Annotated in this window: 19 protein-coding genes; 7 read left to right on the forward strand and 12 right to left on the reverse strand. The window is 37.8% G+C overall.

Features of this window, described 5'->3' with window-relative positions; all coding sequences use genetic code 11:
* The first annotated feature begins 16 nt into the window (after window positions 1–16).
* Window positions 17–481 carry a spore coat protein GerQ gene (gene gerQ / locus BN999_RS15505; RefSeq protein WP_096272810.1) on the forward strand — a complete coding sequence of 155 codons (465 nt, stop codon included), beginning with the start codon at window positions 17–19 and terminating at the stop codon, window positions 479–481.
* Between the two features lie 118 nt (window positions 482–599).
* Window positions 600–851, forward strand: coding sequence for a hypothetical protein (locus BN999_RS15510; RefSeq protein WP_096272812.1), 252 nt, complete (start codon window positions 600–602; stop codon window positions 849–851).
* Here the strand turns inward: BN999_RS15510 and BN999_RS15515 are convergent.
* From BN999_RS15515 to BN999_RS21095, 3 genes are all read right to left on the reverse strand, one after another.
* On the reverse strand, window positions 846–1214 hold the full coding sequence (locus BN999_RS15515; protein WP_096272814.1) for a DUF423 domain-containing protein: 369 nt from the start codon (window positions 1212–1214) through the stop codon (window positions 846–848). The genes BN999_RS15510 and BN999_RS15515 overlap by 6 nt on opposite strands.
* Before the next feature lie 18 nt (window positions 1215–1232).
* Window positions 1233–1529, reverse strand: a complete 297-nt coding sequence (locus tag BN999_RS15520; RefSeq protein WP_096272816.1) for a YwdI family protein — start codon at window positions 1527–1529, stop codon at window positions 1233–1235.
* 133 nt (window positions 1530–1662) lie between these two features.
* Complete coding sequence (locus BN999_RS21095) at window positions 1663–1794, reverse strand: hypothetical protein (protein ID WP_255247490.1); 132 nt, start codon at window positions 1792–1794, stop codon at window positions 1663–1665.
* Window positions 1795–2128: 334 nt separating this feature from the next.
* Here BN999_RS21095 and BN999_RS15525 point away from each other — a divergent pair, with 334 nt between their 5' ends.
* Entirely contained in the window at window positions 2129–3475 is a 1347-nt protein-coding gene (locus tag BN999_RS15525; RefSeq protein WP_096272818.1) for a YjiH family protein, read from the forward strand.
* Window positions 3476–3586: 111 nt separating this feature from the next.
* Here the strand turns inward: BN999_RS15525 and BN999_RS15530 are convergent, their stop codons facing one another.
* Together BN999_RS15530 and ku are read right to left on the reverse strand one after the other, a co-directional pair.
* On the reverse strand, window positions 3587–4579 hold the full coding sequence (locus BN999_RS15530) for an acyltransferase family protein (RefSeq protein ID WP_096272820.1): 993 nt from the start codon (window positions 4577–4579) through the stop codon (window positions 3587–3589).
* Window positions 4580–5471: 892 nt separating this feature from the next.
* Window positions 5472–6314 carry a non-homologous end joining protein Ku gene (ku, locus tag BN999_RS15535; RefSeq protein ID WP_096272822.1) on the reverse strand — a complete coding sequence of 281 codons (843 nt, stop codon included), beginning with the start codon at window positions 6312–6314 and terminating at the stop codon, window positions 5472–5474.
* Between the two features lie 107 nt (window positions 6315–6421).
* On the opposite strand from ku, the gene BN999_RS15540 reads away from it, so the two are divergent.
* A complete protein-coding gene (locus BN999_RS15540; RefSeq protein ID WP_096272824.1) occupies window positions 6422–8230 on the forward strand; it encodes a DNA ligase D in 1809 nt (602 codons plus the stop codon).
* A 91-nt stretch (window positions 8231–8321) separates the two neighbouring features.
* On the opposite strand, the gene BN999_RS15545 is transcribed toward BN999_RS15540, so the two are convergent.
* From BN999_RS15545 to BN999_RS15565, 5 genes are all read right to left on the reverse strand, one after another.
* Entirely contained in the window at window positions 8322–9554 is a 1233-nt protein-coding gene (locus tag BN999_RS15545; protein WP_096272826.1) for a hypothetical protein, read from the reverse strand.
* 1 nt (window position 9555) lies between these two features.
* Window positions 9556–10101 carry a sigma-70 family RNA polymerase sigma factor gene (locus BN999_RS15550; RefSeq protein WP_096272828.1) on the reverse strand — a complete coding sequence of 182 codons (546 nt, stop codon included), beginning with the start codon at window positions 10099–10101 and terminating at the stop codon, window positions 9556–9558.
* A gap of 314 nt (window positions 10102–10415) precedes the next feature.
* Window positions 10416–11810 carry an L-cystine transporter gene (locus BN999_RS15555; RefSeq protein ID WP_096272830.1) on the reverse strand — a complete coding sequence of 465 codons (1395 nt, stop codon included), beginning with the start codon at window positions 11808–11810 and terminating at the stop codon, window positions 10416–10418.
* A gap of 204 nt (window positions 11811–12014) precedes the next feature.
* Window positions 12015–12455, reverse strand: a complete 441-nt coding sequence (locus tag BN999_RS15560) for an OsmC family protein (protein WP_096272831.1) — start codon at window positions 12453–12455, stop codon at window positions 12015–12017.
* A 40-nt stretch (window positions 12456–12495) separates the two neighbouring features.
* The gene (locus BN999_RS15565; protein WP_096272833.1) at window positions 12496–13677 is read right to left on the reverse strand and encodes a chromate transporter; all 1182 of its coding nucleotides are present in this window, start codon (window positions 13675–13677) and stop codon (window positions 12496–12498) included.
* A gap of 184 nt (window positions 13678–13861) precedes the next feature.
* Between BN999_RS15565 and BN999_RS15570 the strand changes: the two genes are divergently transcribed.
* Window positions 13862–14827, forward strand: a complete 966-nt coding sequence (locus BN999_RS15570; RefSeq protein WP_096272835.1) for a DUF4003 family protein — start codon at window positions 13862–13864, stop codon at window positions 14825–14827.
* A 67-nt stretch (window positions 14828–14894) separates the two neighbouring features.
* On the opposite strand, the gene BN999_RS15575 is transcribed toward BN999_RS15570, so the two are convergent.
* Together BN999_RS15575 and BN999_RS15580 are read right to left on the reverse strand one after the other, a co-directional pair.
* Window positions 14895–15260 carry a DUF488 domain-containing protein gene (locus BN999_RS15575; RefSeq protein ID WP_096272837.1) on the reverse strand — a complete coding sequence of 122 codons (366 nt, stop codon included), beginning with the start codon at window positions 15258–15260 and terminating at the stop codon, window positions 14895–14897.
* Between the two features lie 50 nt (window positions 15261–15310).
* Window positions 15311–17044: a phospho-sugar mutase gene (locus tag BN999_RS15580; protein WP_096272839.1), complete on the reverse strand. Its 1734-nt coding sequence runs from the start codon at window positions 17042–17044 to the stop codon at window positions 15311–15313.
* A gap of 186 nt (window positions 17045–17230) precedes the next feature.
* Here BN999_RS15580 and BN999_RS15585 point away from each other — a divergent pair, with 186 nt between their 5' ends.
* Window positions 17231–18319, forward strand: coding sequence for an AI-2E family transporter (locus BN999_RS15585; protein WP_096272841.1), 1089 nt, complete (start codon window positions 17231–17233; stop codon window positions 18317–18319).
* Between the two features lie 44 nt (window positions 18320–18363).
* The gene (locus BN999_RS15590) at window positions 18364–18930 is read left to right on the forward strand and encodes a hypothetical protein (RefSeq protein ID WP_096272843.1); all 567 of its coding nucleotides are present in this window, start codon (window positions 18364–18366) and stop codon (window positions 18928–18930) included.
* Window positions 18931–18937 lie beyond the last annotated feature (7 nt).

The raw sequence follows: 18937 nt of genomic DNA on the forward strand, positions 1-18937 counted from the left end.
TTAGGAGGGTTTTTAGATGACTGACAACCAAGGAAAGTCACAACACAGTGCAAATTTTGGGCAACAGCCTTATTATTATTTCCCGCAGGCATCCCCAGCTTTTTATCCAGTATATAACCAACGTACATTCCCACCACAACAACAAGGGCAAGGACAGCAGCAACAACAATCTCCTTTTATTAATGTACCGGGAATGCTACCTGCAGAACAATCTTATATCGAAAACATTTTAAGATTAAACCGTGGTAAAGTAGCAACGGTTTATATGACATTTGAAAATAATGCAGAATGGAATGCGAAGATTTTTAGAGGTGTTATTGAGGCAGCAGGCCGTGATCATATCATACTTAGTGATCCGCAAACCGGAAAGCGTTACTTACTGTTAATGGTATATCTTGATTATGTGACGTTTGATGAAGAGCTAAACTATGAATACCCATTTGGTAGTAATGGACAAATGGCAACCTATAATCCGCGCTAGTACACCGTGTGAAAATGGGAGATTTTCTTCTAGACAAAAAGCAATAGGATGGTACTAAACAAGCTGTACCATCCTTTTTTACATAGAACTCAATTAAGAACGTAGTGAGGCGATATCCATGCGACATCCATATGAAAAGTTTATTCGTGGTGAGCTGGTTGCCATTGGGCTAGCTCTACTTTTTGGTCTAATTGCATTAATTCAAGGGATATTCTTACTCATCATCCTTTGTCTGTACTGTATTGCAGTAAGTCTTGCCTTTGATGGATTAATTGGTATGAATATGCGAAATCAAACACACGGAGTAAAGCAATTAGTAAGAGCACTTCTCCTCTTTCTATTTGCCACATTCTTATTGATCTTTTTATAAGAATTTCATTACCGTGTATCCAAGTATTATCCACCCGATTAAGAATGCCAGCCCACCAATTGGTGTAATCATAGCAAATGTTTTAATACTCGTTGTGGAGTAGATATATAGACTACCAGAAAAGATAATAATCCCAATAAGGAATAGCCATCCTGCTGCAGCAAGACTTCCTGATTGGAATTTCAATCCGATTAACCCTGTTACCAATAACGCAACGGTGTGAAACATCTGATACGTAACAGCTGTATCCCATGTACCAAGTGCCTTTTCAGACACTTTTCCTTCTAAACCATGTGTTCCAAAAGCTCCAAGGGCAACAGCTAAAAAGCCATTAATAGCTCCAAGTATTAAAAATATCTTCATCTTTCTTTACACTCCCTATTAAAAATCAAATAATGAATCTCCATTTGCATCATCTTCATCGAGCTCGATTGACTTTCTATATGTCGATTGTGGCTTCTGACTTGTTGTTTTCCCCAACATTGTTTTTAATTCCTCTTCACTTACTTCAGGTGACTCGACTGTAGTCATTACGCTTTTTTCCTCTGGTAAAAATAAATCACATAATAATCGTATATTTTCTATATGCTTCAGCATTTCGGCTTGATCTTGTTTTCGTTTCGCCTGCTCTAATTCGTGCATCATTTTTTGCAAGATTGTATTGTTTGCTACCGCCACGTCAGACACTCCTATCTTCATTAACCATACTTCTTTATCATACCGAAAAGTTAATATCTGAGCAAAAATAAAAAGCCTTGATTACTTCAAGACTTCCACTATCATCATATAAGGGATTGGAACAATCCAACCATTATGCAGGTTGTTGGTTATTCTCTTTTAAATAGCGATTAAAAACCCATTGCAAAAACTTAATTTCTTCACTAGTTAACTGCCGCTCTAATTTTTTTTCAAAGTCTTTATACATTTGCAAGTAGTTTATCATACGCTATTTGTCCCCCAATCTATGTACTGTTACTCATATCATACAATTGTTTGAATATATGCGCAATACAATTTTGTTAATTGGTTAGTTATAACTAATAAAAACGTTACTACTTGCATTTTAAGTATGATAATCAGTACTTTTGGCTCTCAAACAAATGTTTGTTTATAAGGTATACTTGGCTTACTTATCGCTAGCGTTCTATTCTACAAATCTATTAGGTTAATAAAAATACATTTTGACAAATATATATGCGAATGATTATACTAGTAAACGTGATAGAAAAAGCAAGAATACAACATACTAATAAGATAAAGATATAAGGTGGTTCATCATGAAGAAAACCTACACATTGGGAGAAAATCTAAAATTTATCATACCTTCTATTATTGGAATCTTACTATTTATTGTTCCAATTAAAACAGACGGTGGCTTTACAATCCCCATTGCAATATTAGCCAATTGGGTACAAGACAAGTTAGCGGACCATTTATCATTTATCATGATGATTATTATTACCATTACCGCAGTTCTTACCGTCATTGCTCGAGTAATTGGCCGAGAAAAAATGGGTAAGACACCATTCTTTCAAAACCTACTACATGTCAATTGGTTTTGGACCATTGCTAGAGTACTTGCAGCTGTTTTTGCCATTATGGTTTATTTTAGAATTGGACCAGAAGCAATACATGGAGAAAACACTGGTCAATTATTACTAGATAGTTTATTACATGTCTTATTTGCTGTATTTTTATTCGCGGGTATCTTCTTACCGCTATTAATGAACTTTGGATTAATGGAACTGTTTGGGACACTGACAACCAAACTAATGAGACCATTGTTTAAATTACCAGGTCGTTCCTCCATTGATGCATTGGCATCTTGGATTGGTGACGGAACGATTGGAGTACTCTTAACAAGTAAGCAATATGAGGAAGGCTTTTATACGAAGCGAGAGGCTGCTGTAATCGGAACAACCTTTTCCGTTGTTTCCATTACATTCTCCTTAGTTGTTATTGATCAGGTTGATCTAGGACATATGTTTCTTCCCTTTTATTTAACCGTCCTTGTAGCAGGTCTAATCGCCGCCTTAATCATGCCTAGAATCCCTCCTCTCTCCAGGAAGGCAGATACGTATATTAATGGGAAAGCTGATGGGGTTAACGAGGAAATTCCAGACGGATATAATTCATTTACCTATGGGTATGAAAAGGCTGTTAACCGAGCAAAGAAGGAATCTAGTTTTTATCAGTTCATTAAGGAAGGCTGTCAGAACGTCTTAGACATGTGGATGGGTGTAGCACCAGTCGTAATGGCACTTGGATTAGTTGCACTGATCATTGCGGAATATACACCAGTTTTCCAGTGGTTAGGAATGCCATTCATTCCGCTATTAGAACTGATGCAGGTACCATATGCAGAAGAAGCTTCACAAACCATATTAATCGGTTTTGCAGATATGTTTTTACCTTCTGTTATTGGCGCTTCGATTGAGGCTGAGATTACTCGTTTCATTATCGCGGCACTTTCCGTTACACAATTAATCTATATGTCAGAGGTCGGTGGGCTTCTGCTTGGCTCAAAAGTTCCTGTTTCCTTTAAGGACCTTGCTGTCATTTTCCTTTTACGTACGTTGATCACATTACCTGTTATTGTGCTTATCGCGCATATGATTTTTTAATATTAAATGCAAAAAAACCAAACCTTGGCATAGGTTTGGTTTTTTCTTTATTTCTTCTAGAAAAAGGGGGGCTACTTATATATACGCAAAAAGTCGTGCAAAAGTTTCAAATTACTCCGATGTTTTTAGTTTTTTTCTTAATAAACTGGTTCTACATTCGATTAGGGGCTGACTGAACGTAAGGACTGGTTTACTAGATAATAATAGAACAATAATAGCTGAAACTCCTGCTAGCCCAAGTACATCCAATACATTATTCACTTCAAATACATCATATGCACGGAAGTACTGGATGATAAATCCATGCAATAAATAAACATATAACGTTCTTTCTCCTAATTTCGTCATGTTGAACCGCATTGTCGGTACCCACGCTAGCACACTAGCTGCCATGATGGTAGAAGTCAGATAAACAAGTAATCTGGCAATGCCACCAAACTCTTGCATACCTAAATCAAAATAGGATTTCGATGCTAACAGCCAACCCGTGTTAATCTCTGGTGCGATGTAAATAGCCACCGCAAAAAAAGCCATAACAACGAGAGAGGTTATCTTTACACTTTTCCGCTTCAGTAGCATAATATGCTCTTCTTTTAACCAAAATCCTAATAGGAAAAATGGGAAGAAGACAAATGTCCTGGATAAACTAAATGAGTGCCCTATTGCTGCTAAATATCCTACTGAAATCCCAAGCAAAACAGCTACCGATAAACTTGCATAGATTGGAAAACGTTTAAATAAAATCAACAACATATGCCAACAGAATAAACTGATTAAAAACCAAAGTGACCAATGTGGATAAAAGATATCTGTTAGCCAATTTGATTTTCCGATAACGTAATAATACGAAGAATAGATTAATTGAAATACTACATATGGAATTAATAGCTTTTTAGCTAGTTTTGCAATATATCCTTTATCCCCAAATCCTTTCGCAAAGAATCCAGCTAAAAAGATGAATGCTGGCATATGAAACGTATAAATCCACGTGTACAACGTATTCATACCAACAGATGCCTCAATAAAAGGCTGAATTAAATGCCCAAATACTACTAAGAAAATAAGTAGCACCTTAGCATTATCAAAAAACGGGTTACGTTCCATGTTGCTCATTCCTTTACTGTAATTTTCTTTCGGGGTACTACCTTTCTACCCATATCAGTAAAGGAATACGCATTGTCCAATGCGATTTATTGAGGTTGTAAAGGACATGTAAACGCAATGAAAGATTGATATTGGAATGTAATGGGTAAATTTGGTGGAATTGGGGAGTGGGTTGGTTTTTTGGGTTGGGCGCGTGGGTTGGCTTTTGGGTGGATGGTATTCTTGGACGGTCGCATGGTCTAGCATTTTGGGGTGATGTGTTCTCGGACGGGCTCATGGTCTAGCATTTTGGGGCGATGGTGTTCTCGGGCGGGCACATGGTCTGGCTTTTTGGGACGATGCTGCTCTTGGAAGGTCACATGGTCTAGACTTTTGGGGCGATGATGCGCTCGGACGGGCACATGGTCTAGACTTTTGGGGCGATGATGCTCTTGGATGGTCACATGGTCTAGACTTTCGGGGCGATGATGCGCTCGGACGGGCACATGGTCTAGACTTTCGGGGCGATGATGCTCTCGGACGGGTACATGGTCTAGACTTTCGGGGCGATGATGCTCTCGGACGGGTACATGGTCTGATCTTTTGGGGCGATGATGCTCTTGGATGGTCACATGGTCTAGACTTTCGGGGCGATGATGCTCTTGGAAGGTCACATGGTCTAGACTTTCGGGGCGATGATGCGCTCGGACGGGCACATGGTCTCACTTATAGGGCAGATGATGCGCTCAGACGGGCGCATCTTCTCTCTTCTCGGGCAGATGCTACCCTCAATCGGGCGCATCTTCTCTCTTCTCGGGCAGATGCCACGCCAAAACGGGCGCATGCTCCCACTACACAAAATCACCCCTCACCCCAAACCAAAAACCCCCACCATACGTGAGGGTATCCACCGCTATCCTTGTGCTGCTTTTTTCTTTGCGGGTGCTTTTCGTTTCTTTGGTTGAGTTGGTTTGGGTTTGTCCTTTTTGGCACGTTCCAATGATGCTTGTAAGGCTTCCATTAAATCGGTCACATTATCTGGTTTTGCTTTGTCTTTTGCAGTGGTAGTTTGATCTGCATTTTTCTTTTCTTCAATTAGATCTAATAATGCGGTACGGTATTCATCTTTATATTTTTCTGGTTCGAATTCTGTTGTTAATTGGTCAATTAGCATTTTGGCCGTGTCTAATTCTTTTTTTGCTGTTTCTACATTTTCCGGTACATTGGGGACTTCATTCACGTCACGGACCTCATCTGGGTAATGAATTGTCTCTACAACAATGGTGTTTTTATAAACACGAATGACAGCAAGCTGTTCTTTAGAACGAATCATCATTTTAGCGACTCCGATTTTACCGGTATCTTCTAAGGCAGCTCGAAGTAAGCCATATGCTTTACTTCCCCCTTCATTTGGGGATAAATAATAACTTTTTTCAAAGTATATCGGGTCAATGTCTTCTAATTTTACAAAATCAATGATTTCGACAGCTTTGTCTTCTTGCTCCTTTTTTAGTTCGGCAAGATCTTCTTCATCTAGAATGACGAATTTATTTTTGGCATATTCATAGCCCTTGACGATATCATCAGTCCCCACTTCTTTTTCGCAAATCGGGCATACTTTTTCATATTTTATCGGTGATTTACATTCTTTATGCAGTTGCCGCAGTGAAACATCCTTATTCTCTGTTGCTGCATGCATTTTTACAGGGATATTCACTAGTCCAAAACTAATGGTCCCCTTCCACATGGTATGCATCACAACACCTCCCTTTTCCATAGTTTGTCGAACTCAAGCCTTTTTCATTCTCAACTGATTATTTTCTTCGCGTTTAACTCATCTTAATACGGAAGGGAGTTTTCCAGATGGATGTGATGAAACCAATAGCGACAACTGATATACCAACAGATGGTGACTTTATATACGAGGTAAAATATGATGGCTTTCGTTGTGTACTCTATTGGGAGAAAAATGGTTCGGTTAGACTGATTAGTAAAAACAAGCATGATTTAACCGCACAATTCCCTGAGATCGTTATGTTTTGCCAGGAATTAGAGGATAAAGTTAGCGATTTTATCCCTCTCCAATTAGATGGTGAATTAGTTATTTTAAACAATGCCTACCAAGCGAATTTTTCTCGAATTCAAAAGCGTGGTCGTTTAAAAAATAGTGAATCGATAAAGAAAGCAGCACTAGAAAGACCAGCAAGTTTGCTAGCTTTTGACCTTTTGCAATTATCGGGTAAAGACTTAACTAAGAACCCTTTTGATAAAAGAAAAGAATCCCTTTCCGCTTTTTTCGACAAAGCAGAAATTCGTCGGGATATGTGGAATCGAATTGGATATGTCGAGTCTTTTCAAAACCCAAATGAATTATGGAAATTAATCTTTGACCATAAGGGCGAAGGAATGATTGCAAAGCGAAAAAAGAGTACTTACGGCACAGGAAAAAAGCATCGAGATTGGTACAAAATTAAAAATTGGCGGGTAATCCATGGATTCTTGACAGCTTATGACAGCAAAAATGATTATTTTGATGTTCAGGTTTTTGATAACAATGGATTACATTCTGTCGGAAAATGTAAGCACGGGATCGACGGAGAGGATTTTCAGACGGTTAAAACGTTATTTTTGAAAAATGGAGAGAAAAAGGGTGTAAACTACTATCTCCCACCAGCTGTTTGTGCGGAAATCCATACGCTAGATATTTATCAAAATGAATTAAGAGAACCGGAATTTCGTCGCATTGCTCCTGAAATCAAAGCTGATGAATGCACGACGGAAAGGCTTCAACTGGATTTGGCCATGCTCCCTGATTCTATTGATTTTGCTAATACAGATAAATTATATTGGCCAGATGTGCCGTTCACCAAAGCAAATTTCTTAGCTTATATGCGGGAGATATCACCATACATGTTACCTTTTTTAGAGAATCGAGCTCTTACAACGATTCGTTGTCCGGATGGTGTCGACGAGGAATCCTTTTATCAAAAGCACCTCCCCTCTTATGCACCTGATTTTATAAAAGGGGTTGGAACAGGGGATGAAAAATTAATGGTCTGCGATTCTCTAGAATCATTAATGTGGTTCGCAAACCACGGGACACTCGAGTTCCATGTTCCATTTCAAGACACTAATAGCGACCAGCCTAAAGAAATCGTATTTGACCTCGATCCACCAGGTAGGGAAAAGTTCGAATGGGCGATTAAGGCAGGGTTACTTATAAAGCAGGTCCTAGATAATTTGAATGTCATTTCTTTTGTTAAGACCTCTGGAAATAAAGGGCTTCAAATACATATTCCCATACCAGAAGGAAGCATGACATATGAGGATACAGGTGTTTTCACCCAAGCCATTGCCTATACGATAGAGAACCAACACCCCGATTTATTTACTACGGAACGAATGAAGAATAAACGGAATGGAAGGCTATATATCGACTATGTACAGCATGGAAAGGATAAGACCTTAATTGCCCCTTATTCGAGTAGAAAAACACCAGACGGGACGGTTGCTACTCCATTATATTGGGAGGAAGTGACTGAGGATTTAAGGCCAGAGATGTTTACAATTGAGAATGTAGTGGAGCGAGTACAATATTTGGGATGTCCTTTTCGTGATTACTTTCAGGTCGGGCGGGTGCAGAATCTGGATAGAGTATTGAAGTTGATATAATAGTGCTTGCTATATCCATAAAAAGGAAGAATGAGGCTGAGAAAAAGAGTTTAATTACCTACCAGCCTCTTTCTTTCATGATATTTAAAGACTATTGACTCTTATTAATCATCTCAAAATAATGATTCATCGTAGTTCTTAGTTCATTAAATGAATTCTCAAGTGTTAAATCATCCAATTCACTTACTCTCATTTTCTCAAATACAACATCGGTAATTTCTACTATTTTTTCAAGCTTCTTTTGCTCATTTTTTGAATCAGTCAGTTCTAAAAAATGTTTAGCATAACCATTTGCAGTTGTAACGATATGTTGCTCATACGTATACTTATCTGTTGATTCCAATAGCTCTTTATTTTCACGATTTAAAAATATTACATATTGTGCAATGAACTCATCTACTGAATAAAATTCAGGTGCAGGTAGTACATTTGGGTTAGTTTTAGCTAATTCTTCTATTTCATCTTGACTCAAAACGATCCCCTTTTCCGTCTCAGGAACTTCCAAGCTAGCTACATTAGCTAATTCCGTCGCGGTATGGAAGTCGCTAATAAGATTTAACACATTGTTAAAAAGTTGATATGCTTCTTCTTTGTCACTATTTAATAATGCTTTGGATTCTTCTAAATAATTTATTGTCTTATCAACCCATTCTTCAATTGAATTATAGTTATCAGAGTACTTTTTAACTTCATATAGATGCTCTAATTCAAGTTCAATGAATCCTAGTCGGTCCCACTGATAGGACTCTAAATCAATTTCTGCTTTAAGATTGGCTACGTGACCTAAAATTACCCCTAGGATTTGGTCTTCAGTTGGTTCTGATTGCCCAATCTCCGGGTCATACCCCACACCTATAAACTGCTTTGTAGGAACATGAAATTGATATCCGTTTTCATAATATAGAACATTTAATTCTTCCTTCACAATTCCTTCTGTAGGCAACTCATATCCCTGAAATATTTTGATAATAGCTGCATATTCTTCTATTAAATCCTTATTCTCTTGAATAAAATTAGATTCATTTTTAGTGCTAGAATCGCTCTCTGGTAATTTCACACTAGAACCTGGTTCATTATTTGTTGAAGGATTTTCTGGAGATTCTGCTGTTTCTCTATTATCGTTTGTAATATTTACTAGTAGAATGAAGGCAATTAATATGGTAGTAACTACACCTAATAAAGTAGGCATTAGCCTGAAGTAAGAAGGGCTCTTCTTTTTCCTTGTATTACACTTTATGCTAAGTACTTTCCTTTGGCTTTCCGTTGTAAAGATTGGGTCTGACCCTATAATAGAATCGATACTATCCTTTACATTATTATGCATATTAACCTTCCTCCCTTCTATAATCATGTAACCTTTCACCTATCTTTTTTCTTGCTCGAAATAGTCTTGTTTTAACTGTGTTCTGCGTAAGTTCTAATAAATGGGAAATTTCTTCAATTGATTTTTCTTGATAATAAAACAATATAATTACTTCTCGAAATTTAACAGGTAAGCTTAGTATGACTATACCTAATTCTTGTTCCTTCTCTTTTTCGATAAGTTTCTTGTCAGGGGATAGCCCGCCATGGGGAATAGACTCTTCAATTCCTTCGCTCTTAAAAAAAAGGGTACGTATTGACCACCTTCGCAATTCATCACGGCATCTATTAATCGTAATTCTATACAGCCATGTTTTTATCGCGGACTCTCCACGAAATTGATCAATCTTCTGAAAAACTTTTATAAAAACGTCCTGAACAATTTCCTCTGCACGCCCTCTATCTTTAACATATGTAAAAGCAAGCCGAGCTAAAGCTTCACCATGTTCCTCCATGAGTTGCTCTATTAATAATTCTGGATTATTTATTTTCGAGTTGTTATAAGACAAGTTACTCCCCCTCAAATCCTGCCATGTATCCTATTACACTATTTAGACGCAGAAAAACAATTTTGGTTCCCATAAAAACTTTAATTTAAACATTCACATTGAAACTTTTTCGGTTATTTCTTTGTTCCTTAAATGTTAACATAGAAGGAATAAAATGGAATCCATTCAACATTTACTAAATACTGGACATAAACATAAAAAGTGCAGTCCAACTCAGGTTGCTAATTGGACTGCTACTCTTAAATGTGATATTTTCAGTTTGAGCTCTTTAACAAACTAAAAACCGCTCCTATCTAGGAGCGGCCTTTTTTATATTAAAGTGATTTAGCTTCTTCAATTGCCGTTTTATCATTGAAAACTTTTGTATTAAAGTTTCCTAAGATACGGGAAGTTAACGTACCAGATACCATAGATCCATTTACGTTAAGTGCTGTACGACCCATGTCGATGAATGCTTCGATAGAGATTAGTAAACCAGCTAAACCAACTGGTAATCCCATAGAAGATAGGACGATTAGTGCTGCAAATGTAGCACCACCACCAACACCAGCGATACCAAATGAACTAATTCCAATGATTAGAACTAATTGTACTAGGAATTCTAGTGAGAACGGATCAATACCAACAGATGGTGCGATCATTACTGCTAACATAGCTGGATAAATTCCGGCACATCCATTTTGCCCCATTGTTGCACCGAATGATGCTGACATATTGGCAACACCTTGTTCCACACCAAGTGCATTTTTTTGTGCTGAGATATTTAAAGGTATCGTACCAGCACTTGAACGTGATGTGAATGCGAAGGTTAGTACAGGTAATACTTTCTTCAAATAGTTGATCGGATTCAAACCAAATACTCCGACTAATACTAAGTGAAGGATAAACATAACTCCTAATGCTACATAAGAAGCTAATACAAATTTACCAAGTTCTAAAATACCTGCAAAATCTGTACTTGCAATCATATTAGCCATTAACGCTAAAATACCGTATGGTGTTAAACGTAATACCAATGTTACGATTCGCATAACGACTGCGTAGATTGCATTAACTATTTTAGTGAACATTTCTGCTTGCTCAGGGTTCTTTCTTCTAACCCCAAGAACGGCTATCCCAACGAAAATGGAGAAGATAACCACCGCAATAACTGAAGTTGAACGTTGACCAGTCATATCAAAGAAGATATTAGACGGGATAAAGTTCAAAATACGTTGTGGTGTAGATACTCCTTCTACTTGAGTTGAATAACGCTCCTCAAGTGATGCTGCACGGTCTTGTTCCGCTTGCCCTACCGTAATTTCTTCTGCATTTAAATCAAAGATTGCAGCTGCACCAACACCAATTAATGCTGCTACCATGGTCGTTGTGATTAAAATTCCGATAATCCAGCCAGCCATTTTTCCTAACTGTGCTGTTTTTTCAAGGTTTGTAATTGCTTGAATGATGGATACCATAACTAACGGTACAACAATCATCATTAAGAAGTTGATGTAGCCTCGACCAACAATATTAAACCAATCTGTTGTCATCGCCACTATTTCAGAACCACTACCATAAATCCACTGTAATGCAGCTCCAAGTAAAACCCCTAATCCTAAACCAGTAAATACTCGTTTAGAAAACGAAACATGTTTACGTTGCATGTAAACTAATAAACCAATTAATGCTAATAAAATAACAATATTTAAAATGACCATTAAGTCCATGTTATTTCCCCCTGTATAGTTTTTTAATAAAGTATGCATCTTAAATAGGTATCGACACTATAAGTATATTAATCCGATAAAATTAGTATGCTTTAATAAGATACAACGGTTCATAACTTGTGTCAAGAGAATAATTTCGGCAATACTTACAAAAGGTAATTAAAAAGAGCACCCTGTTTTAATTAGAGTGCCCTTGATACGGAATTATATAATTTTCTCCTCTAGTGCCAGTTCTACATTCCCTTGGATGGCTCTAGAGATCATACAGTTCTTTTCTGCTTTTTGGACAAGTTTTCGTAATAAGGTATAGTCCTTTTCACTCGCATTATTTGTCAGTGCCACGGTAGGACGATGAATAATTTTCTTATACGTAAAAACGCCATTAGTAACATCGACAATACCTTCTGATTCTAAAGACATTTCTTTTAATGGTAGATTTGCTCTTTCAATCATAGCAGCGAGTGTAATGATGTAGCAGGTTGCCGCTGCTCCAAGAAGCATTTCATCTGGATTCGTTCCCACTCCAGGTCCTTCCATTTCAGGTGGTATGGAAATTTTAGTTTTTAAATTTCCTGCTTCAATATAACCTTCACTGTTTCGACCACCTGGCCAGTCTGCTTTTAAATGAAAATGATGTTCTGCCATTCTAACTCACCTCTAGTTACCATTCTAAGTTAATTCCATATCAAATGAAAAGGTAATGCATAACCTCACCTAACACTACTCCGATGATTACGATTAACCATGCAGGGGTTTTCCAGAAATACATGAGTGCAAATAAGATAGCAGCTAATGAAAAGCTAGCGGCATTTGTAATAGAGCTTGTGAATACAGGATCATAGAATGCAGCAAGTAATAATCCTACTACTGCGGCGTTCACTCCAGTTAATATCCCTTGAAAGCTTTTGTATTTACGAAGTTCACTTAAAAATGGTAGTGCACCAACAATTAATAAGAAAGATGGTAAGAACATGGCGATTGTTGCAATGACCCCGCCTAGCAAGCCACTGATCATGGTTCCCAAATAACTGGCAAAAGTAAATAAAGGTCCAGGTACTGCTTGTGCCATCCCATATCCTGCTAAAAACTCACTACTTGTCAGAAGACCATTTGGTACTACTTCTTGTTCTAATAGTGGTAAAACTACGTGTCCGCCACCAAACACGATGGAACCAACACGGAAGAATGTATCAAATATGCTAACGTATGGATTATTTACTACCTGAGCCATAATTGGTAAACCAATTAGTAATACTACTAATATGGATAAAGAAATTACACCTTGTGTCTTCGTTATGGATACGGAAAAAGTCTTCACCTTTGACTCTGCATCCTTTGAAAACATAAAGTAACCTAAGATTGCAGCACCGATAATAACCGAGATTTGAACAATTGCGGATGGAAATAAGAGCAATATTAACATCGCGATCACCGCTATTGCTATTCTAGGCTTATCTGGGGTTAATTTTTTCCCCATTCCGAGGACCGCATGGAGGACAACTGCAACGGCTACTATTTTCAAGCTAGTAATCCATGTCGCATCTCCAAGTGAGAAACTTTGAAAAGCTAGTGCAAATAAAATTAACACCAGTACAGACGGCATGGTGAAGCCAAGCCAAGAAACTACACCACCAAAGAAGCCGCCACGTAGCATTCCTATTGCTATCCCTACCTGACTACTAGCGGGTCCGGGTAAGAATTGACATAGGGCAATAATATCGGCATAGGTTTTATCATCTAGCCATTTTCGCTTATCAATATACTCATTTTTAAAGTATCCAAGATGAGCGACAGGACCTCCAAAAGAAGTAAGTCCAAGCTTTAAGGATGTTCCTAAAATCTCTAATAAGGAATTCTTCTGTTTCATATGTACCTCCAAAAATAATTGCTTTTTCTAAGTTAACATATAATGCCGCAGATAGCTTTAAAATTTACACAAAATTTACAATAGGAAATCCACTAGTTGTAGGTTGAAACTTTTCGGCCAAATAATCCGTATAAATAACTATCAGTCCCAATCTTTAACAGAAAGTCTAAGAAGGAGATTAACCATGAAAAATAATATCGAACAGTATGTTCAAGCCTATCAAGACTTGCAACACCATATGAAATGGAAAGTGACGGACAAACGAATATTAATGACGATTGCCTCTATCTATGTCTTAAATCAAAAACCATTACAGGTAGAGCGGTTATTAGACTTAAGTGATACTATCAAACAAAAAGCAAGTCTATTTTCCTCTTTACGTTCAAATACTAGGTTTACTACTGCTGCTATGTTAGATGTGAAGTTCGAAAATCCAGAGGCTAATATACAAAAGCTGATGGACATATATGACTTATTTCGAGAAGTTAAATTTGGAAGTGGAACGTTTACCTACATTGCAGCAAGCATACTATTAGCAAGCGATGCAGAAGAACCAATGGAAACGGTAAATAAAGCAAAGGTAATTTATGACGGGATGAAGAAAGAGCATGCATTTCTAACGTCCAGTAATGACTATCCATTAGCTACTCTTCTTGCCATTGAAGACCAACCGGACATTATCTATCACATTGAACGTTTCTACGAAGAGTTAGCGAAGAATGGGTTCCGAAAGGGTAATGATTTACAATTCCTTAGTCATATCCTAGCACTTGGTACTGATGTAGAAACTAACGTACTAATTAACCGGGCCATGTATATTAAGGATTCCTTTCAGCATACACCATTTAAGGTAAAGTCCTTGTATTATCCAATCATTGGAATGCTTGCCTTACTCCCACAAAATGAGTATTCCATTGATCAAATTGTTTCTATGTATGAAGAACTGATACAACAAAAAGAGTTCAAATGGCAAAAGGACATGAACGTTATGATAGCAGCAAGTATTTTCGTGAATGAAAAGATAGGAAACTCACAACTCGCCGAAGCAAGTCTAAGTACTATTTTAGAAGCAATACTTCAAGCACAACAAGCAGTCATGATTGCAACGATTGCTGCTGCAACTGCAAGCAGTTCAAATAATGGGAATTAAAATAATCATGCTGGGCCAAGAATGAACTTTACTATTCGTTCTTGGCCCTACATATTGTCTTTAACAGCTATTTCCCCTCCAACAACATCTTCTTCAAAATTACTGCTTGGTTATTCACTTCATCCTTAGCACCATATAGAAGTGTAATGCGACCTTTATTTTCAGCAACTAGATCCATTAATTGTTCCAGTGCTTCCTTTTGTTTTCCTTGACTGAGTTCCGCTTCATATCGGGTTTTAAACTCTTCAAAGTCACCTTGATCGTGATGATACCATTTTCTTAATTCATTTGTTGGTGCTACTTCTTTTAACCAGTAATCTAGCTTTGCTTTTTCTTTAGAAATCCCTCTTGGCCATAGACGGTCGACCAAAATACGAATCCCGTCTTCTTCACTGTATGGATCATATACCCGCTTACATTGAACGTTCTCCATTAAGATTAACCTCCTTATAAAAAAATCACCCTCTTCACGAGGGCGATTCTCTAGGCAATGATGTCATTCATTACAGAATTCATTTTTTCTTTAAGTGCTGCGAGTGTTGCTTCACTTTCTGATAGGCTAGTGCCACATGTACCATAGTAGCATTTAATTTTTGGTTCTGTTCCGGATGGTCTTAAGCAAACCCAGTTATTGTCTTCCAGTACGAATTTTAATACATTTTCTTCTGGAAGTTCAATTTTCTCTGTTTCTCCGGTCGCTACGATTTTTCTCTCACTAGTTACGTAATCCTCAACTAGTTCTACTTTATATCCAGCAATCTCTTCGAATGGGTTTTCACGAATGGTGTTCATAATTAGAGCAATCTTTTCAGAACCTTCCATTCCTTTCAAGGTTAAAGAAGACATTCCTTCACGGTAGTAGCCATGTTTTTGATAAAGTAATTCTAAAGCATCTAGCAAGGTTTTTCCTTGTTTTTTCCAATAATAAGCCATTTCACTAGCCATCACTGCAGCCTGTACGGCATCCTTATCACGGGCAAAGCTACTAATTAAGTAACCATAGCTTTCCTCATATCCAAATAGGAATGCTTCGCCAGTCGAATCAAACTCATGGATTTTTTCAGCAATGTATTTAAATCCTGTTAGGGTGTTAATTGTTTTAACCCCATAAGAAGCCGCAATTGCTTGTCCTAACTCAGATGTAACAATTGTTTTTAATACTCGTGAATTCGATAATAGTACTTTATTGGTATGGGTTAAAATATAATCAATTAGTAGAGCACCAAGTTGATTTCCTGTTAATACAGTGTAATCACCTGCATTATTTTTCACTGCGACACCTAGTCTATCGGCATCGGGATCCGTTCCTAAGAGAATATCTGCATCTCTCTTTTTACCAAGCTCGATTGCCATGGTGAAGGCTTGATGCTCTTCTGGATTCGGGGATTCCACAGTTGAGAACTCTGGATCAGGAATAGCTTGTTCTTTCACCACCGAAACTTGGCTAAAGTTTAGTTGTTTTAGCCCTTTGGTTAATAGGTCATGTGCTGTACCGTGTAATGGTGTGAAAACAATCTGCAAATCCTTGTCTTGTTTATATTCCTCTTCATTTAACTTTGTGATTTGGCTTAATTTTTCTAAGTAAGCATGATCAACCTCTTCGCCAACCCAATGTAATAATTGCTTTTCTTCTAGTTCTTTTTGTTCCAGAACGGGAATTTCCAACTCATTCTCAATGTTACTGATTGCTTCAATAATTTTATTTGCCTCATCTGGAACCATTTGCCCGCCATCTTCGTTATATACTTTAAACCCATTATATTCTGGAGGGTTATGACTGGCAGTGATCATTGCTCCTCCTGCTGTGCCTAGATAACGAACAGCAAATGATAGTACCGGTGTAGGCCTTAATGATTCAAACACATATGTCCTTATTCCAAAAGCCCCAAGTGTTTTAGCCGTTTCTACCGCAAACTCTCGTGACATATATCTTGAATCGTATGCTACAACAACTCCACGGTCTTTCACATTAACTGCGTGTTTTAACAGATAAGTTGCTAATCCATATACTGCTTTTCTAATCGTATAGATATTCATACGATTGGTACCCACTCCAAGTACACCGCGCATTCCACCGGTACCAAATGTTAATTCTTTATAAAAGGCATCTTCTAGTGCTTTATTATCAGATTGTAGTGTGTTTAATTCTTGTTTTAATTCAGAATCTAATCCCTCAAATGTATTCCATTTGTCATAGATTGACTTCCAATTAGCCATTATGTAGTCCTCCAACATGTGTTTATGTGCAAATTTTAACATAAAATATGACAATAATCTAATGGACTATGATATCCGTTTAATCTCTTGCTATTTGGGTAAGAATCTATATAGAGTATTTTGTTTTTCACAAGTGCGAAATTGCGTAAAATAATATATGATAACCTTAATAAAGAAGAAAGTGTGATGAACTTGTCGAATAAACGTTGGTTTCAAGTTTTAGTAGGGTTTATTTTAGTTTTTCTATTAATCTATTTAATCTACATAACTCGTTTTATTTTTGACCCATTATTTAAGTATGTTGGTGCGGTTGCTTTTCCATTTATTGCAGCTGGACTACTATTCTATCTAACTAAACCCATTCTCAAACTATTAATGAAATATAAAGTTCCAAAACTAGTCGCCATTCTACTTGTATTTATATTAATTATTGTGGTTGGCTATGTGTTTACCATTTTCGTTATCCCTATTGCTCAGGATCAATATACGAGGTTTATTAACAATATTCCAAGTATGATTAAAGGAGCAGAGGATGTAATCGATTATATCCAAGATAATCAAAAGATTATTCCGGATGAGGTTTATAACACGATCGATAATATTATGGCCAATCTACAGACCTATTTTGAAGGGTTTATGACGTTCTTGCTAGGTTTTATTACACAAGTTATTGGTTTTGTATTCTCTTTAGTACTAGTGCCTTTCTTCTTGTTCTTTATGTTCAAAGATGGGGATAAGTTCATCCCTTTTGTTACACAAATTTTCGAACCAAAGAAAGCTAGCAATCTACGTAATCTGTTACGCAAAATCGACCATACCTTATCTGCCTATATCCAAGGGCAACTACTCGTTAGTTTAAGTATTGGTATTATGCTGTTTATTGGTTACTTAATCATTGATTTAAATTATGCATTAGCCCTAGCCTTATTCGGAATGATGATGTGTATTGTACCATTTATTGGACCTTTTATTGCCGTTATTCCAGCAGTCATCGTTGGTGTATTCCAAGATCCAATGAACGTCGTTTGGATCGCACTGATCATGATCATCGCACAACAAATCGAAGGAAACTTTATCTCACCGAATATTATGGGGCATGTACTACGAATCCACCCATTAACCATTATTACCATCATTCTAGCTGCAGGAAGTATTGCAGGATTTATTGGAATTCTATTCGCCGTCCCATTCTACGCAGTGGTAAAAACTATCATTGTACATTTCTGGGAAACCTACCAAGATACGCGGAAGAATAAGGAAGATGCATTGATATAGTATAGCAACAGCCTGGTGCTGTTGCTTTTTTTGTTTGTGGAGGGATGTTCGCGGGGATTGAGCATATGCTTCTTGGGCACGGGCGCGATGTTCGTGGGGATTGGGCACATCCTTCTCACATTTGGGAGCATGGTCGCGGGGATTGGGCACATCCTTCTTATACTTGGGAGCATGGCAGCGTGATTCGGGAACATCCTTCTTATACTTGGGAGCATGGTCGCGGGGATTGGGCACATCCTTCTTATACTTGGGAGCATGGTCGCGGGGATTGGGCACATCCTTCTCATACTTGGGAGCATGTCCGCGAAGAACGGGCGCAGCCTCCTCATACTTGGGAGCATGGTCGCGAAGAACGGGCGCATCCTCCTCAGACTTGGGAGCATGTCCGCGGGAATCGGGCACATACTCCTCATACTTGGGAGCATGCACATGGGGATCGGGCACATACTCCTCATACTCGGGAGCATGGTCGCGAAGAACGGGCGCATCCTCCTCAAACTTGGAAGCATGTTCGCAGGAATTGGACACATGTTCTGCAGACTTGGGAGCAACTTCGCGGGATCGACCACACTCCAAACAAAAAAGAACATGCCACTCCCCTCAAAGGTTAGAGTTACA

Source organism: Paucisalibacillus globulus (assembly GCF_900184735.1).
GTDB classification, from domain to species: Bacteria; Bacillota; Bacilli; order Bacillales; family Amphibacillaceae; genus Ornithinibacillus; species Ornithinibacillus globulus_B.

Bases quoted from the DNA above. Each gene is read 5' to 3' on its own strand.
- gerQ (WP_096272810.1), top strand. From the start codon at position 17: ATGACTGACAACCAAGGAAAGTCACAACACAGTGCAAATTTTGGGCAA.
- BN999_RS15510 (WP_096272812.1), top strand. From the start codon at position 600: ATGCGACATCCATATGAAAAGTTTATTCGTGGTGAGCTGGTTGCCATT.
- BN999_RS15515 (WP_096272814.1), bottom strand. From the start codon at position 1,214: ATGAAGATATTTTTAATACTTGGAGCTATTAATGGCTTTTTAGCTGTT.
- BN999_RS21095 (WP_255247490.1), bottom strand. From the start codon at position 1,794: ATGATAAACTACTTGCAAATGTATAAAGACTTTGAAAAAAAATTAGAG.
- BN999_RS15525 (WP_096272818.1), top strand. From the start codon at position 2,129: ATGAAGAAAACCTACACATTGGGAGAAAATCTAAAATTTATCATACCT.
- BN999_RS15530 (WP_096272820.1), bottom strand. From the start codon at position 4,579: ATGGAACGTAACCCGTTTTTTGATAATGCTAAGGTGCTACTTATTTTC.
- ku (WP_096272822.1), bottom strand. From the start codon at position 6,314: ATGCATACCATGTGGAAGGGGACCATTAGTTTTGGACTAGTGAATATC.
- BN999_RS15540 (WP_096272824.1), top strand. From the start codon at position 6,422: ATGGATGTGATGAAACCAATAGCGACAACTGATATACCAACAGATGGT.
- BN999_RS15545 (WP_096272826.1), bottom strand. From the start codon at position 9,554: ATGCATAATAATGTAAAGGATAGTATCGATTCTATTATAGGGTCAGAC.
- BN999_RS15555 (WP_096272830.1), bottom strand. From the start codon at position 11,810: ATGGACTTAATGGTCATTTTAAATATTGTTATTTTATTAGCATTAATT.
- BN999_RS15560 (WP_096272831.1), bottom strand. From the start codon at position 12,455: ATGGCAGAACATCATTTTCATTTAAAAGCAGACTGGCCAGGTGGTCGA.
- BN999_RS15565 (WP_096272833.1), bottom strand. From the start codon at position 13,677: ATGAAACAGAAGAATTCCTTATTAGAGATTTTAGGAACATCCTTAAAG.
- BN999_RS15570 (WP_096272835.1), top strand. From the start codon at position 13,862: ATGAAAAATAATATCGAACAGTATGTTCAAGCCTATCAAGACTTGCAA.
- BN999_RS15575 (WP_096272837.1), bottom strand. From the start codon at position 15,260: ATGGAGAACGTTCAATGTAAGCGGGTATATGATCCATACAGTGAAGAA.
- BN999_RS15580 (WP_096272839.1), bottom strand. From the start codon at position 17,044: ATGGCTAATTGGAAGTCAATCTATGACAAATGGAATACATTTGAGGGA.
- BN999_RS15585 (WP_096272841.1), top strand. From the start codon at position 17,231: ATGAACTTGTCGAATAAACGTTGGTTTCAAGTTTTAGTAGGGTTTATT.
- BN999_RS15590 (WP_096272843.1), top strand. From the start codon at position 18,364: ATGTTCGCGGGGATTGAGCATATGCTTCTTGGGCACGGGCGCGATGTT.